General features: G+C 69.2%; 13 protein-coding genes. 7 read left to right on the forward strand and 6 right to left on the reverse strand.

Annotated elements, in window-relative coordinates:
- Positions 1–207: 207 nt before the first annotated feature.
- Positions 208–414: a cold-shock protein gene (locus BLQ91_RS19245; protein WP_090098292.1), complete on the reverse strand. Its 207-nt coding sequence runs from the start codon at positions 412–414 to the stop codon at positions 208–210.
- A 256-nt stretch (positions 415–670) separates the two neighbouring features.
- On the opposite strand from BLQ91_RS19245, the gene BLQ91_RS19250 reads away from it, so the two are divergent.
- Both BLQ91_RS19250 and BLQ91_RS19255 read left to right on the forward strand, forming a co-directional pair.
- Complete coding sequence (locus BLQ91_RS19250) at positions 671–883, forward strand: hypothetical protein (RefSeq protein ID WP_176959826.1); 213 nt, start codon at positions 671–673, stop codon at positions 881–883.
- A gap of 12 nt (positions 884–895) precedes the next feature.
- The gene (locus BLQ91_RS19255; protein WP_245733667.1) at positions 896–1,663 is read left to right on the forward strand and encodes a hypothetical protein; all 768 of its coding nucleotides are present in this window, start codon (positions 896–898) and stop codon (positions 1,661–1,663) included.
- 4 nt (positions 1,664–1,667) lie between these two features.
- Here the strand turns inward: BLQ91_RS19255 and BLQ91_RS19260 are convergent, their stop codons facing one another.
- Both BLQ91_RS19260 and BLQ91_RS19265 read right to left on the reverse strand, forming a co-directional pair.
- Positions 1,668–2,771, reverse strand: a complete 1,104-nt coding sequence (locus tag BLQ91_RS19260; RefSeq protein ID WP_090098296.1) for a sugar ABC transporter substrate-binding protein — start codon at positions 2,769–2,771, stop codon at positions 1,668–1,670.
- A 91-nt stretch (positions 2,772–2,862) separates the two neighbouring features.
- Positions 2,863–3,951 carry a sugar ABC transporter substrate-binding protein gene (locus BLQ91_RS19265; protein WP_090098298.1) on the reverse strand — a complete coding sequence of 363 codons (1,089 nt, stop codon included), beginning with the start codon at positions 3,949–3,951 and terminating at the stop codon, positions 2,863–2,865.
- 246 nt (positions 3,952–4,197) lie between these two features.
- Between BLQ91_RS19265 and BLQ91_RS19270 the strand changes: the two genes are divergently transcribed.
- The 3 genes from BLQ91_RS19270 (at position 4,198) to BLQ91_RS19280 (ending at position 8,319) form a co-directional block, all read left to right on the forward strand.
- Entirely contained in the window at positions 4,198–5,910 is a 1,713-nt protein-coding gene (locus BLQ91_RS19270; RefSeq protein ID WP_090098300.1) for a S8 family serine peptidase, read from the forward strand.
- 177 nt (positions 5,911–6,087) lie between these two features.
- Positions 6,088–6,804 carry a MerR family transcriptional regulator gene (locus BLQ91_RS19275; protein WP_090098302.1) on the forward strand — a complete coding sequence of 239 codons (717 nt, stop codon included), beginning with the start codon at positions 6,088–6,090 and terminating at the stop codon, positions 6,802–6,804.
- A 54-nt stretch (positions 6,805–6,858) separates the two neighbouring features.
- A complete protein-coding gene (locus BLQ91_RS19280; RefSeq protein WP_090098304.1) occupies positions 6,859–8,319 on the forward strand; it encodes an alpha/beta hydrolase in 1,461 nt (486 codons plus the stop codon).
- Between the two features lie 108 nt (positions 8,320–8,427).
- On the opposite strand, the gene BLQ91_RS19285 is transcribed toward BLQ91_RS19280, so the two are convergent.
- Positions 8,428–11,358, reverse strand: coding sequence for a glycine--tRNA ligase (locus tag BLQ91_RS19285; RefSeq protein ID WP_090098661.1), 2,931 nt, complete (start codon positions 11,356–11,358; stop codon positions 8,428–8,430).
- A gap of 574 nt (positions 11,359–11,932) precedes the next feature.
- On the opposite strand from BLQ91_RS19285, the gene BLQ91_RS19290 reads away from it, so the two are divergent.
- Together BLQ91_RS19290 and BLQ91_RS19295 are read left to right on the forward strand one after the other, a co-directional pair.
- The gene (locus BLQ91_RS19290; RefSeq protein ID WP_090098663.1) at positions 11,933–13,354 is read left to right on the forward strand and encodes an LCP family protein; all 1,422 of its coding nucleotides are present in this window, start codon (positions 11,933–11,935) and stop codon (positions 13,352–13,354) included.
- A 79-nt stretch (positions 13,355–13,433) separates the two neighbouring features.
- Entirely contained in the window at positions 13,434–13,955 is a 522-nt protein-coding gene (locus BLQ91_RS19295) for a helix-turn-helix domain-containing protein (protein WP_090098306.1), read from the forward strand.
- A gap of 52 nt (positions 13,956–14,007) precedes the next feature.
- Here BLQ91_RS19295 and BLQ91_RS19300 read toward each other — a convergent pair whose 3' ends face one another.
- Positions 14,008–15,300: an FG-GAP-like repeat-containing protein gene (locus tag BLQ91_RS19300; protein ID WP_090098308.1), complete on the reverse strand. Its 1,293-nt coding sequence runs from the start codon at positions 15,298–15,300 to the stop codon at positions 14,008–14,010.
- Positions 15,301–15,311: 11 nt separating this feature from the next.
- A complete protein-coding gene (locus tag BLQ91_RS19305; RefSeq protein WP_090098310.1) occupies positions 15,312–16,604 on the reverse strand; it encodes a C40 family peptidase in 1,293 nt (430 codons plus the stop codon).
- Between the last annotated feature and the right edge of the window lie 18 nt (positions 16,605–16,622).

A 16,622-nucleotide genomic window follows, 5' to 3' on the forward strand; every position in this document is an offset into this window, starting at 1 on the left:
GGCGGGCTTCGTGCAGCCGGACCTGCCCTGCGCACGGCGATGGCCTGACCGCGCATCGGACACCAAGAGCAACTGAATCGCTACGGAAAGTCACCCATGCCGCCAAGCTACCGATCACGACCAGGCGGCACAAGACACAACAGAGCCGCTTGTCCGATACGGGACAAGCGGCTCCGGTGTCAGATCAGAAGTGCTGACCAGTCAGACTCAGACGGCGCGAACGCCCTGGGCCTGCGGGCCCTTCTGGCCCTGACCGATCTCGAACTCGACCCGCTGGTTCTCCTCGAGAGCCTTGTAGCCGTTCATGTCGATCTCGGAGTAGTGGACGAACACGTCGGCGCCACCGTTGTCAGGGGAGATGAAGCCGAAGCCCTTCTCCGCGTTGAACCACTTGACGGTGCCCTGTACTGCCATCTTGCTACTTCTCCTCTAACAGGTGCCGGATCGCGCTCGCGACCACCGGGTCAAGTCACGGCGGCTTCTTCTCCGGAACCTGGAGAACCCGCACAACCCGCGACCTCGTTCCGCGAGCGGGGTAATCCACGAACACGAAACGTACGACCTCGGACAGTCAACCACGGTTCCCCGTCCTCAGTCGAGCCATCGATTTCACTGCTAACGTGAGGCCCCGAACGACCACGCGGAGGTACCCGTGCCCGAGCTGACAACCTTGTCGATCAGAGTTTCGGTCACACCGCAGGTCGAGCGCGGCCTGCACGCTCTCGTCCGGGAGCACCTGGCGAGCGCTCCCGTGCGGCCCGAGCCACAAGATCGCCCCGGCGAGCGCGGGTCGATCGTGAACCAGTCGTTCGGCGACGTCCACGGCACCCTGTTCCAGATCGGCACCGTCCACGGGAACGTGAACCGGTACGGCGACCGGTAACCTGGTGGGTCGTTGACCCAGGGGGCCGTGACTTTGACCGGCAGCGAAAGACTGCTCTTCTTCTTCATCGGTTTGGTGACCACGTTCGTGTTCATCCGCATCAGCGTGCGCATGATCAGGGCGAAGGTCCGCTGGTGGCCTGGGAACATCGTGGCGGGCGACACGCACGTGCACCACGTCGTGTTCGGCACCGTGCTGCTCCTGCTGTCCAGCGTCACGAGCCTGGTGATCCCCGACGACCTGCACGGCGCCCGCCTGGCCGCCGCGGTAGGGCTCGGCGTGGGCGCGGCGCTGGTGCTGGACGAGTTCGCGCTGATCCTGCACCTGCGCGACGTGTACTGGACGAAGGCGGGCCGCCTGTCCGTGGACGCCGTGTTCCTCGCGGTGGGCCTGACCGGCACGTTCCTGCTCGGCGCCCGGCCGTTCGGCTACGACGAGGTGCTGCAGCTCAACCCGGACACGACACCCGCGTCCACGTTCACGCTGCGGCTGATCACGATCGGCGTGAACCTGTGCTTCGCGATCGTGGCGCTGCTCAAGGGCAAGATCTGGACGGGGCTGCTCGGCCTGCTCGTGCCGGTCGTCCCCGCCGTGGGGGCCGTGCGGCTGGCACGGCCGGGATCACCGTGGGCGCGCTGGCGCTACCTCGAGGGTTCGCGCAAGCTCACCCGCGCGTACCGCCGCGAGGCCCGGATCCGGCAGCCGATCATCCGGGCGAAGATCGCCGTGCAGGAGTTCATCTCGGGGCGTCACGACCTGCCGGATCACGACAGGTCGTGACGGGTCAACCTCCGAGGATGTCCTGCTGGGCGCACACCGGGGCGAGGTCGCCGGAGCACAGCTCCGCCGGCTTCACGATGCCCTCGGTGACCAGCGTCCGGACGGTGTCCTTCTTGATCAGCGTCGCGCCGAGCAGCACGGACTTGATGTCGCGCCGCGCGACGGGGTCCCTGAGGTTGCCGGTGGCGAGGTCGTCGGCACCGTCGAGGTCACCCCTGGCGACCGCGATCGCCAGCCTGGCCGCGGCCTCGGCCTCGTCGCGCACCGGCTTGTAGACGGTGATGCACTGGTCGCCGCGCAGCACGGCCCGCAGGCCGTCCACAGTGGCGTCCTGGCCGGTGACCGGGACCTTGCCCGCGAGGTTCTTCTTCTTGAGCACCCCGATGACCGCGCCGGCCAGGCCGTCGTTGGCCGCGACCACGCCGTCGACCTTCCCGCCGTTGTCGTTCAGGATCTGCTCGAACAGCTGCCCGCCGAGGTCGTTGTTCCAGTCGGCGACCGGCTGGGACTTCACGAGCTTGAGCGCGCCGCTGTCGTACTTCGACGACAGCCGTGACTTCTGGCCCTGGGCGAAGAGGGTCGCGTTGTGGTCCGTCGGCGCGCCCTCGAGCTCGATGATCTGAGCGCCCGGCCTGGCGCCGAGGCAGTCCAGCAGGCCGTCCGCCTGCAGCTGGCCGACGTTCACGCTGTCGAAGCCGACGTGGTACTCCGCCTGGCCGCCGAGCGTGACGCGGTCGTAGTCGATGACCGGGATGCCCGCGGCCTTCGCCTTCTTCTGCACCGCGAGACCACCTGCCGCCGAGAGCGGCGTGATCATCATGACCTTCACCTTGCGGCGGATCATCTCGTCGGCGATCTGGGCGAACTTCGCCTCGTCGCCCTCCGCGTTCTCCATGAACGGTTCGATGTCGGCGTAGTTGAACGCCTGGGTCAGCAGCGGGCGATCTTGCTCTTCCCAGCGCGCGGAAGTCGTTCGGTCGGGAAGGATTACCCCGACGATTGGCTTGGGGCCGCGCGCGGGCAGCGTCGGAGAGCCCTGACCCGCGTCACCGCAGGCCGAGAGGAGAAAGAGCAGGCACGCCGACGATGCCATTACCCGTCTTCGCATAAACGCGGAGTTCAGCCCCTGAATCTTGTTAAGTCAAGATTTGTTCTCATAACATCACCCTCCGCTGCCGACCGGTCACCAGTGGTCGGGCTCAGCCCGTGACGATGTCCTGACTGGCGCACACCGCCGCGAGGTCGGCGGTGCAGAGGTCCTGTGCCTTCACCACGCCGTCGGTGACGAGCCTCCTGACGCTGTCCTTTTTGATCAGAGTGGCGCCGAGCAGCACGGACTTGATGTCCCGCCGGGCGACGGGGTCCCTGAGGTTGCCGGTGGCGAGGTCGTCGGCACCGTCCAGGTCACCCCTGGCGACCGCGATGGCCAGGCGGGCGACCGCCTCCGCCTCGTCGCGCACCGGCTTGTAGACGGTGTTGCACTGCTCGCCGCGCAGGATGGCCCGCAGACCCTCCACAGTGGCGTCCTGGCCGGTGACCGGGACCTTGCCCGCGAGGTTCTTCTTCTTGAGCACCTCGACGACCGCGCCGGCCAGGCCGTCGTTGGCCGCGATCACACCGTCGACCTTGCCGCCGTTGCCGTTCAGGATCTGCTCGAACAGCGGACCGCCGATGTCGGGTTTCCACCCCTCCACGGACTGCGTCTTCACGAGCTTGAGCGCGCCGCTCTCGTACCTCGGCCCCAGCACCGAGTTGTGCCCCTGGGCGAACAGCGTGGCGTTGTGGTCGGTCGGCGCGCCCTCCATCTCGACGATCTGGGCGCCCGGCCGGGCACCGAGGCAGCTCAGCATGCCTTCGGCCTGCAGCTGGCCGACGTTCACGCCGTCGAAGCTCACGTAGTACTCGGCCTGGCCACCGAGTGTCAGCCGGTCGTAGTCGATGACCGGGATGCCGGCCTCCTTGGCCTTCTTCTGCACGGCGAGACCGCCCGCCGACGACAACGGCGTCGTCACCAGGACCTTGACCTTCCGGCGGATCATCTCCTCGGCGATCTGGAGGAACTTCCCCTCGTCGCCGTTCGCGTTCTCGATCAACGGTTCGATGTCCGCGTAGTTGAAGGCTTGCGTCAGAAGAGGGCGGTCCTGCGCCTCCCAACGCGTGGAGCTCGTCTGGTCGGGGAGGATTACCCCGACGATCGGTTTGGGACCACGCGAAGGCAACGTCAGAGCGCCCTCGCCCGCGTCCCCGCAGGCCGAGAGCAGAAAGAGCAGGCATGCCGACGTTGCCATTACCCGACTCCGCATAGCCGCGAAGTCCATCTTCTCGATATCGCCAAGTCAAGATTTGTTCCCATAACGTCACGCTCCGCTTTCGATCGGCTACAGTTCGATTCCGTACGAAAGGCGCTGATGCGGGACGCAATTTCGTGCCAGTGTGACGGACTCGAGCGGCAATTCGGGGGCCGCTCCCGTGTTGTTGGATCCAGCCCTGACCGGGTGTGAGGAGACAGCTAGGTGAGAACGCGCAGAACCGTGATGGCGGTGGCGGCAACGGTGTCGCTGATCGCCGCGGGTACGTCGGCGGCGGGGGCAGCGCCGGCCTCGGCCACCGCGGGCCAGGCGGCGGACACGGAGTACACGGTGCTCCTGGAGGAACCCGGCAACCGCGACTTCGCGATCGACGCCGTCGAGGCGGCGGGCGGCGAGGTCGTGCGGGACAACAAGGCCGTGGGCCTGCTGACGGTGAAGGCGCCCGCGACGGGGTTCGTGGAGAAGGTCTCCGCCTCGAGCGCGATCGTCGGTGCCGCCCGGACCAAGCCGATCGGGCACGCGCCCGCGGCGAAGGCCGAGAAGGCCAAGCGGGACAACGTCGAGAAGGAGAACAAGGCCGAGAAGCCGAACAAGGCTCCGGCGTCGTCGCAGTCGACCGCGGGCATGGACCCGCTCGACGGCGACCTGTGGGGCCTGAACCTGGTGCGCTCCAACATCGCGCGCGCCAAGCAGGCCGGTGACAAGCGGGTGTACGTCGGCATCCTCGACACCGGTGTGGACGGTTCGCACCCGGACATCGCGCCCAACTTCAACAACGAGCTGTCGCGCAACTTCACCGTCGACATTCCGAACGACTCCGACGGTGGCGAGTTCGACGGCCCGTGCGAGTTCCGCGGTTGCGTCGACCCGGCCAACTGGGACGACGGCGGCCACGGTACGCACGTCGCCGGCACCATCGGCGCCGCTGCCAACGGCTTCGGCATCTCCGGTGTCGCGCCGAACGTGTCGCTGGTCAACATCCGCGGCGGGCAGGACGCGGGCTCGTTCTTCCTGCAGCCCGTCGTCGACGCCCTGACCTACGGTGCCGACGTCGGCCTGGACGTCATCAACATGTCGTTCTACGTCGACCCGTGGTACATGAACTGCGCCAACGACCCCACGGCCTCGGCCGAGGAGCAGCTGGAGCAGCGCACGATCATCGCGTCCGTGCAGCGCGCGCTGAACTACGCGCACCGCAAGGGCGTCACGCTCATCGGTGCCGGTGGCAACAACCACGAGGACCTGGGCAAGCCGCGCCAGGACGTGCAGAGCCCGAACTACCCGCCGGGTCACGCCCGTCCGCGTCCGATCGACAACGCGACCTGCCTGAACCTGCCGACCGAGGGCAACCACGTCATCTCGGTGTCGTCGCTCGGCCCGTCGACCTCCAAGGCCGACTACTCGAACTACGGCGTCGAGCAGACCGCGCTCTCGGCTCCGGGTGGCTACTTCCGCGACTTCTTCGGCACGCCGTGGTACCGCACCAACGAGAACATGATCCTGTCGACCTACCCGCGCAACGTCGCTCTCGCCGAAGGCGCGATCGACGAGGCCGGCAACATCACGGACGAGGGTCTCAGCGCCGGCGTGAAGAAGGCCGTGCAGGGCGACAAGGTCGGCTACTACCAGTTCCTGCAGGGCACCTCGATGGCCGCCCCGCACGCCGCCGGTGTCGCGGCGCTGGTCGTCAGCCAGTACGGCAAGAAGGACAAGAAGAACCCCGGCCTGACCCTCGACCCCGACAAGGTCGAGAAGGTGCTCTACAAGACCGCGATCCAGCGCGCCTGCCCCAACCCGCGCACTGTCTCGTACGTCAACGTGGGCCGCACGCCGGAGTTCGACGCCACCTGTGAGGGTGACGCGAAGTTCAACGGCTTCTACGGTCACGGCATCGTGGACGCCTACGGTGCTGTTACCCGCGGTGGTCAGTTCCTGTAAGTCCCAGCTGGACAGCGAAGGGGCTCCCGGTCGTCTCGATCGGGAGCCTTTCGCATGCGACGAAAGTAGTTCGCCTCGTCCACCTTCGTCCCCACCTCCCGCCGCGCCTTGACCGTGCCGTAGCGGCATGGTTTCCACTGGTCCTGTCAGCAAGCAGGGGAACCGGGAAGAGGCGTCGTGGCGTGGAGCACCAGTCAGTTGGCAGACCTCGCCGGCACGACGCTGCGCACGATCCGGCACTACCACGAGGTGGGCCTGCTCCCCGAGCCGGAACGCAAGGCCAACGGCTACAAGAGCTACGGCGTGCCGCACCTCGTGCGGGTGTTGCGGATCAAGCGCCTCACCGGTCTCGGGCTGTCGCTCACGCAGATCGCGGACCTGGGCGACGGGGACGAACACCCCGGTGAGGCGTTGCGCGAGATGGACGCCGAACTGGCGGCGACGATCGAGCGCCTGCAACGGGTGCGGGGCGAGATCGCGGTGATCCTGCGGCAGGAGTCACCGACCGACCTGCCTCCGGACGTCGCGGCGATGCTCGCGAACGTGGAGCTGTCACCGCAGGACCGTTCGTTCACCGTGGTGCTGGCCCAGCTGGTCTCGCCGGAGGCGTTGTCCTCGTACGCCGAGGTGCTCAAGCGCTACGCGAGGGTTCCCGTGCTCGTCGAGTTCGACGAACTGCCCGCGGACGCGGACGAGGCGACGCGCCAGGACCTGGCGGAGCGCATGCGCGTGCATCCGCAGGTGCTGGAGATGCGGGCCGCGTTCCCGGTCCCGGCGAGCCTGTACGGCGCTTCGCCGTACAGCGAGAAGTTCGTGGCGCAGACGATCGTCAAGACCATCGCCGAGCTCTACAACAAGGCGCAGCTCGACGTCCTCGTCCGCCTGAGCGGCTGACTTTTCATCGGTTCGGCACGCCGAAGGGGCGTGCCGTCGGGGAGGGATTTGCTAATGCGAAAAACGTTGTCACTGGCCGCGGTCGTGACCGCCGCCGCGGGCCTGGTGGCGGTGCCGGGGGTGTCGTCCGCCGGCACGCCGAAGCCCGAGGTGCAGTGGGTCACCTGTCCCGCCGACGTGGCGCTTCCGGGTCTGGAGTGCGGCAAGCTCCAGCTGCCGCTCGACTACCGCGAGCCGCGGGGCCGCAAGACCGAGGTGATGTTCAGCCGGCTGGCCAGCAAGAATCCCGGGAAGCGCAAGGGGATCCTGCTGACCAACCCCGGCGGGCCGAGCGAGGGCCTCACGTTCCCGGCCGTGCTGAAGGCGGTGGGCTTGCCGCAGAGCGTTCAGGACGCCTACGACGTCATCGGTGTGGACCCGCGTGGCATCGGCTACAGCTCACCGTCCACATGCGACATGACCGACGAACAGATGGCGGACGGCAGCGTGCCGCCGTACGCCAACAACTCCGCCGAGGTGCGCCAGCGCGCCGGCGAGGTGCGGAAGATCGCCGAACAGTGCCTGAACTCGTCCTCCGCGGACGAACTGCCGTACAACACGACCGCGAACATCGCGCGTGACCTGGACTCGATCCGTGCGGCGCTGGGCGAGAAGAAGGCGTCGTTCCTCGGCTACTCGTACGGCTCGTACCTGGGTTCGGTGTACGCGACGCTGTTCCCGAAGACCTCCGACCGCGTCGTGATCGACAGCAACCTGCCGAAGGGCGGCTGGGACGTCGAGGGCGGCCGGCTGATGGGCCGCGGCGTCGAGGACACGTTCCCGGACTTCGCGAAGTGGGCGGCGGCGCACCCCGAGCACGGCCTGGGCACCACGCCGCAGCAGGTGCGCGCCAAGTTCTTCGACCTCGCCGCACGGCTCGACGAGAAGCCCTCGGTGGAGGGCTTGGACGGCAGGACCTTCCGCCTGCTCACCTTCACTGGCCTGTACGGCACCGGTGACGCGGCCTTCGCGAAGCTCGCCGCCTCCTGGAAGGCCTTCGACACCGGACAGCCGCAGCCGCCGCAGGACTACCCGGAGGTCCCGCGCGTCCAAGCCCTGCTGGCGGGCCGCCTGCACGTGATCTGCGGTGACTCGGCTTGGCCGACGTCGGTCGGCGCGTACGAGCGCAACGTGGCGGTCGACCGGGTCCGCCACCCGATGTTCGGCGCGGCCGCCGCGAACATCCAGCCGTGCGCGTTCTTCCCGAAGCCGCTGGAGAAGCAGGTCCTGCCGTCCGACCGGGGCCCGCGCAACGTCCTGCTGGTGCAGAACGAACGCGACCCCGCGACGCCGCTGGCCGGCGCACGGTCGACGCGCCGCGCGTTCGGCGACAGGGCCGCGATGATCACGATCGACCAGGGCGGGCACGGCGCCTACGTCCTCGGCAAGAACAAGTGCGCCAACGACAAGGTGACCGAGTACCTGCTCGGCGGGCAGCGCCCGGACGACCTCAGGTGCGCGGCCGAGACCAGCTGACACCCCGGGGGTGGAGGACGGCTCCGGCCGTCCTCCACCCTCGTCGATCCGTGAACACCTCTGAACAGGCCGCTGAGGTGTTCACGGCCGGAGCTTCGAGATCACTTCCTACAGCTGGGTCCAGTCCAGCACCGGCGCCGCGAAGTCCCGGATGGACGCCAGCAACCCGAGCCGAGCCGCCTTCACCGACTCGTCCTCGGCCATCACCAGCACCTCGTCGAAGAACGTGTTGATCGACCCGGTCAACCCCTCGGCCGCGGCCACGAATGCAGCCAGCCCGGCCACGTCCCGCGGCACCGGGCCGAACGCCTCGTGCAGCGCCACCTCAGCGGGCTCGACCAGCACCGAGGCGTCGTACGACCCCTCCACCGAAGCCGGCACGATCCGCCGCACCCGCTGCAAAGCAGCCGTCAGCGCCGCGAAGGACTCGTCGCCGGCCAGCGACTCCAGCTGCGCGAGCGTCTCGTCGGCCAGCACGGGCGAATCGGCCAGCGGCAGCACGGCCTGGACGAACCGGTGCTCGTGCCCGGCGTCGAGCAAAGCCTGCTCGTACCGGCGCACGGCGAACTCCCGTGCCGTCTCCAGCGCGTCGGCCGAGACGTCGAGCCCTTCCGCGGCGAGCGAAAGCGCCACCGGCAACGTGATCGCCCGCAGGTCCGGGAACGCCCGCAGCACCGTCACCGCACCGAGAGCGGCACGACGCAGCCCGAACGGGTCGGACGACCCGGTCGGCTGGGCACCGATCCCGAACAGCCCGGCCAGCAGGTCGAACCGGTCGGCCAGCGACAGCAGGGCACCCGGAACCGACGACGGCAGCGCGTCACCGGCCGACCGGGGAAGCTCCATCTCCCACAACGCCAGCGCGACCTCGGGCGTCTCCCCCGCCCGCTCCGCGTACTCGCGGGCCATCACACCGGCCAGCGACGACAGCTCGATCACCATCTGCGAGCCGAGGTCGAACTTGGCCAGCGCGCCGGCGCGGTCCAGCGTCTCGCGGTCGGCGTCGACCACCGCGGCGAACCGGCCGGCGAGCGCGGCGATGCGGGCGGCGCGGTCCGCCATCGAGCCCAGCTTGTCCGCGAACGTCAGCTTCGCGAGACCGGACTTCATCTCCTCCAGCGGCGTCTTGAGGTCCGCGCGCCAGAAGAACGCCGCGTCCTCGTACCGCGCCCGCAGCACGGCCTCGTTGCCCGCGCGCACCAGGTCGGCGTCCACGGACCCGTTCGCCACGGCCACGAAGTGCGGCAGCAGCGCGCCGTCGGCCGAGCGCACCGGCAGGTAGCGCTGGTGCTTGCGCATCACGGTGGTGAGGATCTGGGCCGGCAGCTCCAGGTACCGCTCCTCGAACGAGCCGAGGATCGGCGTCGGCCACTCGACGAGGTTCGTGACCTCGGACAGCAGCCCGTCGACCTCGACGACACCGCCGACCGACGCCGCGAGCTCCTGCGCGGCCTCGACGATCGCGGCCGAGCGGGCGGCCGCGTCGACCTGGATCCCGTGCGAGGACAGGAACTCCAGGTAACCGTCCGCTGTGGACACCTCGACCACCGGCGTCGAAGCCGTGCGGTGCACGCGGGTGGTCGTGCCGGAGGCCAGCGACGACACCGCGACCGGCACCGGCGTCGAGCCCAGCAGCGCGAGCAGCCAGCGGATCGGGCGGGTGAACGACAGCTTCGGGTCGTTCCACTTCATGTTCTTCTCGGCGCGCAGGTCCGCGACGACCTCGCCCAGCAGCCCGCTCAGCACCTCGACGGCACCGCGTCCGGCGTCGGTCTTGGTCAGCGCCACGAACTCGACGCCGTTCTCCGCGACGCGGCCCAGCGCGGACACGTCGACGCCCTGGCCGCGGGCGAAGCCCTGCACGGCCTTCGTCGGGTTGCCGTCGGCGTCGAAGGCGGCGGAGACGCGCGGACCGCGGACGGTGCGCTCGGCGTCCGGCTCGCGCGGCGACACGGCGGGCACCAGGACGACGATCCGGCGCGGCGTGCCGTGCACCGCCACCTCGCCGTGCGTGAGGCGGGTGGCGCCGAGCTTCGCAGTCACGGCCTCGCGCACCGCGTCGACGGTCCGGACGACCTCGGCGGGCGGCAGTTCCTCGGTGCCGATCTCGAACAGCAGGGTCGCGGGCGCCACGACGTCGGTGAAGGACGAGGGCTTCTCGACGGCGGCGGGAGCCTCGGCGACGCCCAGCGGGTGCCCGAGCTCGGCGCGGCGCTCGGCCCACAGACCGGCGACCTCGCGGGCCAGGCCGCGCATCCGGCCGAACGCGCGGGCGCGCTCGGTCGTGGAGATGGAGCCGCGCGCGTCCAGGACGTTGAAGATGTGCGAGCACTTCAGCACGAAGCTGTGCGCCGGCACGGGCAGGCGGGCGTCGAGCATGCGCCGGGCCTCGGCGGCGAACTCCTCGAAGAGGCGCTTGTTCGCCTCCACGTCGGCGTCGTCGAGGTAGTACCGCGACATCTCGTACTCGGCCTGGCCGAACGCCTCGCCGTAGGAGATGCCGGGCGCGTAGGCGATCTTCTTGAAGTGGTCGACGCCCTGCAGCGCCATCATGATCCGCTCGATGCCGTAGGTGATCTCCACCGACACCGGGTCGAGCGTCATGCCGCCGGCCTGCTGGAAGTACGTGAACTGGGTGATCTCCAGGCCGTCGAGCCAGACCTCCCAGCCGAGGCCCCAGGCGCCGAGCGCGGGCGAGGCCCAGTTGTCCTCGACGAACCGGACGTCGTGCGCGCGGACGTCGATGCCCAGCGCCTCGAGCGAGCCGAGGTAGAGCTCCTGCGGGTCGCCCGGGTCGGGCTTGAGGATCACCTGGAACTGCGTGTGCGTCTGCAGGCGGTTCGGGTTCTCGCCGTAACGGGCGTCGTCGGGCCGCACGGACGGCTCCACGTAGGCGACGCGCCACGGCTCGGGGCCCAGCACCCTCAACACGGTGGCGGGGTTCAGCGTTCCCGCCCCGACCTCGGTGTTGAACGGCTGCACCACGATGCAGCCTCGGTCGGTCCAGTACTTGGTCAGCGCGAGCAGCGCGTCCTGCATCGTCAACACGGCGACGAGTCTACGAAACGGACAAAAATGCTGGTCAGGGGGCCTTGATCGGGTACTGCCCACCACTGTGCCACCCTTGCACAACCGAGTGGCGCTCCCGCACGTCCACTTGGGGTACCCGCATGTGCCGAGAGGAGTGGGTGTGGACAACCGGCCGCCGCGGCCGGGAGACCCGAACGGGGCTCCCGGTCGATCGTCTTCTGGTCGATCGTCTTCTGGGCGACCTCCCGCCACTCCTCGTCCGCCGGCGGGACAGCCCCGCCGCCCGCCGGTGCCGCCGCGTGCGTCCGACCCGCCGCGCAGGCAGCCAAACCGGGCGGAGCCGCCGAGGCGCGAGCCGCCGCGGCGGATCGAACCGGCGCGCCGCGAGCCGGCCCGCGGGGAACCCCAGCGCGGGCGTGAGGCCTCGTCCGCACCGCGCTCGCCGGCCGACCGCCCGACGGTCCGCACCACCCCGGCCAAGACGAAGGCCCCGGAGCCGAGGCCTCGTCCGAGGCCCGCTCCCGCGCGCCGCCCGAGCGCGGCCAGGCGCGGTGCGTCGACCGGCGCCAAGGTCTTCGTCAGCATGCTGTCCGCGGCGGTCCTCGCGGTCACCGGCGTCGCGTGGCAGAACCTGACCGCGCTGACTGACGGCCTGACCAAACAGGACCTGAACCTAGCCGACGGCGGTGAGAAGCCGGCCGACGGCGCGATCGACATCCTGCTGGTCGGCATGGACAGCCGCACCGACTCCAGGGGCAACCCGTTACCGCAGAACATCCTGAACGAACTTCAGGCGGGTGGCACCGACGACGGCGGGTTCAACACCGACACGCTCATCCTGCTGCACATCCCGAACGACAGCGGCAAGGCGTTCGCCGTCTCGTTCCCGCGCGACTCCTACGTGAAGATCGCGGGCGGGTTCGGGCGACACAAGATCAACTCCGCCTACGGCTACGCCAAGAACCAGGCCGCCGAGAAGCTCAAGGGCAGCGGCAAGGGCGGGCCCGAGGTCGAGATGGAGTCGCGCAAGGCCGGCGCGAACAACCTCATCGAGACCGTGCAGACCCTCACCGGCACCACGATCGACCACTACGCCGAGGTCAACCTGGTCGGCTTCTACGACATCACCAAGGCCATCGGCGGCATCGAGGTCTGCCTCAACGCCAAGGTCCGCGACAGCTTCTCCGGAGCGAACTTCGCCGCGGGCAAGCAGACCATCGAGGGCAAGAACGCGCTGGCGTTCGTCCGGCAGCGCCACGGCCTGCCGCTGGGCGACCTCGACCGCGTCGTGCGCCAGCAGGTCTTCATGGCGGGCCTCGCCAAGAAGATGCTGTCGGCGGGCGTGCTCACCGACAGCACCAAGCGCAACGACATGATCAAGGCCGTGAGCGGCGCGATCGTGCTCGACGACGGCTGGGACATCACCAAGTTCGCCCTGCAGATGAAGGACATGACGGGCGGCAACATGACGTTCCAGACCATCCCGACCGGCAACCCCGACCTGCAGACGCCGGAGGACGGCTCGGCGGTCGAGGTGGTCGAGTCGGAGGTGCGCGCGTTCTTCAAGAGCCTGGGCAAGGCCCCGGAGTCCTCGAAGCCGGCCGCCCCGAAGTTCGACAAGGCCTCGCTGACCGTCGACGTCCGCAACGCCTCCGGCCAGCCGGGCCTCGCGGGCCAGGTGCTGCAGTCGCTCGTCACGAAGGGCTTCAAGGGCGGCCAGGCGGGCAACGCCGAAGCGCTGGCGAAGTCGGTCGTCCGCTACGGCAAGGGCGGCGAGGCGGGCGCCGAGGCCGTCCAGGAGGCCCTCGGCGGGCTGAAGGTCGAGGAGGACGTCAACATCCCGACCGGCACCGCCCGCGTGTTCCTCGGAGCCGACTACTCGGGTCCCGGCGCGCAGGGCTTCACCGGGTCCGGAGTGCTCGCCCTGGACGGTGCGCGCCAGCAACCGGCTGATCCCGCGGCCCCTCCGCCCATCTCCGCAGACGGCGTGCGCTGCGTGAACTGATACCCAGAGTAGAGAAGCATCCCCCGTTCGGGGGATTCTGTCGGCAAGTTGCGTAAGCGACGAAGCACTGGCGCCTTCCATGACCGTGAGACCCGCTCACGGGGTGGAGGGACCAGTGCGACCTGCGAACGGCCAAATCGACACAGCGGCGTACCAGCGCGTGCTCGGTGATGAGATCCGCACCCTTCGCAAGCGACGCGGATGGACCCGCAAGGAGCTCAACAGGCGGCTGCAGACGGAGATCTCGCTGCAGACGCTCGCGACCTACGAGCTCGGTACCCGGCAGTGCTCGGTCGTGCGCCTCGTGGAGATCTGCCACGCCCTCGACGTTCCGGCGCACGAGGTCCTCGCCCGCGTCCACGAACGCTTCTTCGGCGACACCCCGGCGGGGTACCTGGCGCTGAACCTCGCCGCCGTCGCGGCGACCGACGACTCCCGGTTGATCCCGCTGCGGAGGTGGGCGGCCGGGCGCCTGCACGCGCTCCCTCCCGGAGTCTCCCCGGAGGTGCACCTCGACCTGCCCGCCCTGGAGAACATGGCACAGCTCTGCCAACTGCCCGCCGTGGAGCTCATCAGGATCCTGCGCGCGTTGAGCCGCTGACGCCGGAACGCCCCCACCGGCCGGCAGGGGCGTTCTGGTCTTCATTCGGTTGTCAGGCGGCGAAGCGGGTGAGGGCGCTCCAGCCGGCGCCACCCTCGTGGCCCCAGTGGAAGTTCCCCGTTCCGTCACCGTAGAAGTAGCGGAGCTGGTCACCTGCCACGGCCAGCAGGTCGCCCTTGCCGTCACCGTTCATGTCGGTCACCGCGAGATGTCCCAGGCTCCCCCAGCCGGTGCCGCCTTCGCTGCCCCAGTGGAAGTTGCCGCTGCCGTCGCCGTAGTAGTAGCGCAGCTTGTCCTGGTACACGGCGACCAGGTCCGCCTTGCCGTCGCCGTTGACGTCCCCGGCCTCCAGCTTGGACAGAGCGCCCCAGCCGTTGCCTCCCTCGCTGTGGAGGTGGAAGTTCCCGGTGCCGTCGCCGTAGTAGTAACGCAGCTGGTCACCCACGACACCGACGATGTCGGCCTTGTTGTCGCCGTTGACGTCCTCGAGGTTGAGGTGCTTGACGGCTTCCCAGCCGGTGCCACCCTCGCTGCCCCAGTGCAGGTTGCCGCTGCCGTCACCGTAGAAGTACCGCAGCTTCCCGCCGGCCTCGGCGATCAGGTCGCCCTTGCCGTCGCCGTTCACGTCACCCATCGCGATCTCGCCGAGACCGCCCCAGCCGACGCCACCTTCACTGCCCCAGTGCAGGTTCCCGGATCCGTCGCCGAAGTAGTAGCGCAACTTGTCCTGGTGCACGGCGAAGAGGTCTCCCTTGCCGTCACCGGTGATGTCGGCGTTGCCGCGGCCACCGGCGTTGTCGAACCGGTAGGTGTTCCAGTTCCGCATGATGGCCAGGACCTTGGTCACGTAGGACTGGTCGGTCGCGTACACCTTGGCGATCTCGGTGAGGAACCTGTCCGGCTGCGACCGGTACGGCAGGGCGTGGGCGTAGCTCGCGACCGTCGAGATCATCCGGCCGTAGTCGCGGAACGAGTCCCGCATCGAGTTGTAGGTGCGGAAGTACGCCGTGGCCGGGTGGCAGCCGCTCTGGTCGCACTCGGTCGTCGGGTAGGCCCGGCAGCCGACGGCGATCGGGCCGGGCAGGCCGTCCTTGCACTTGATGCCGAAGTAGTTGCGGTCGTTGGCGGACAGGGTGCTGCGCCCCCAGGCGGACTCGTGGATCGCCTGCCCGGTGGTCACCGAGGCGGGCACGTCGTACTCCCGCTTCACGTCCTGGGCGAGAGCGCCGGCGACGGCGATGAAGTCGTCCCGGTAGTCCTGCGCGGACAGTTCGGACGCCGTGGCCAGTGCGGGCGTGGCGACCAGACCGGCCACCGCGGCGGCGAGAACGAGGATCTTCCTCATGGCTGGTCCCCTCACCCTGCGAAGCGGGTCAGGGCGCTCCAGCCGGCGCCACCCTCGTGGCCCCAGTGGAAGTTGCCCGAACCGTCGCCGTAGTAGTAGCGCAGCTTGTCACCGGCAACGGTGAGCAGGTCGCCCTTGCCGTCACCGTTCATGTCGGTCACCGCGATGTGGCCCAGGCTCCCCCAGCCGGTGCCGCCTTCGCTGCCCCAGTGGAAGTTGCCGTTGCCGTCGCCGTAGAAGTAACGGAGCTGGTCACCTGCGACGGCGATCAGGTCTGCCCTGCCGTCGCCGTTGACGTCCCCGGCCTCCAGCTTGGACAGAGCGCCCCAGCCGATGCCTCCCTCGCTGTGGAAGTGGAAGTTGCCCGTGCCATCGCCGTAGTAGTAGCGCAGTTTGTCACCCACCACGCCGACGATGTCGGCCTTGTTGTCGCCGTTGACGTCCTCGAGGTTGAGGTGCTTGACGGCCTCCCAGCCGGTGCCGCCCTCGCTGGCCCAGTGCAGGTTGCCGCTGCCGTCACCGTAGAAGTACCGCAACTTGCCGCCGGCCTCGGCGATCAGGTCACCCTTGCCGTCGCCGTTCACGTCACCCATCGCGACCTCACCGAGACCGCCCCAGCCGACGCCGCCTTCGCTGCCCCAGTGCAGGTTGCCGCTGCCGTCACCGAAGTAGTAGCGCAGCTTGTCCTGGTACACGGCGAAAAGGTCGCCCTTGCCGTCACCGGTGATGTCGGCGTTGCCGCGGCCGCTACCGCCGACGATGTTGTTGTAGCGGTAGGGCGGGTACTCGGCGGCCGTCGCGGACCAGGTGTACTCGTTGTACGTCGCGATGGGCGGGGTCTGCTCGTAGACCCAGTAGCGGGTGCGGGCCGAGTCGAGCCAGCCGCCGAACAACCGGACGTGCCCGGCCGCGCCCTCCGTGCCGGCGCCGCCCTTGATGAGGATGTCACCGGGCAGCAGCTCGTCCTTGGTGATGCGGTGGGTCACGTTGGACCCGACGAGCGTGACCGTGCTCAGGCCCGGCTTGGAGAGGTTCCAGGCCATCGAGACGAAGCCGGAGCAGTCGGTCCGCCAGCCGTCCCTCGCGGCGCTCATGCTGTACGGCACTCTCGCGTCCACCCACGTCTTGGCGCGGGCCATCACCTCGGCCCTGGTGATGGTCGCCATCGTCGAGAAGTCGGCCTCGGAGTAGACGACCGCGGCGTCCGGCTTGGCCGGCGCGGCGCCCGCCGAGGGGAGCAGGACGGAGGTGAAGGTGGCGGCGAGGAGAACGGCGCTGACGAAAGCCTTGTTCGTGTTGCGCATTTCGATGACCCCCAGGTC

This window comes from Lentzea jiangxiensis (assembly GCF_900104175.1).
Taxonomy (GTDB): Bacteria; Actinomycetota; Actinomycetes; order Mycobacteriales; family Pseudonocardiaceae; genus Lentzea; species Lentzea jiangxiensis.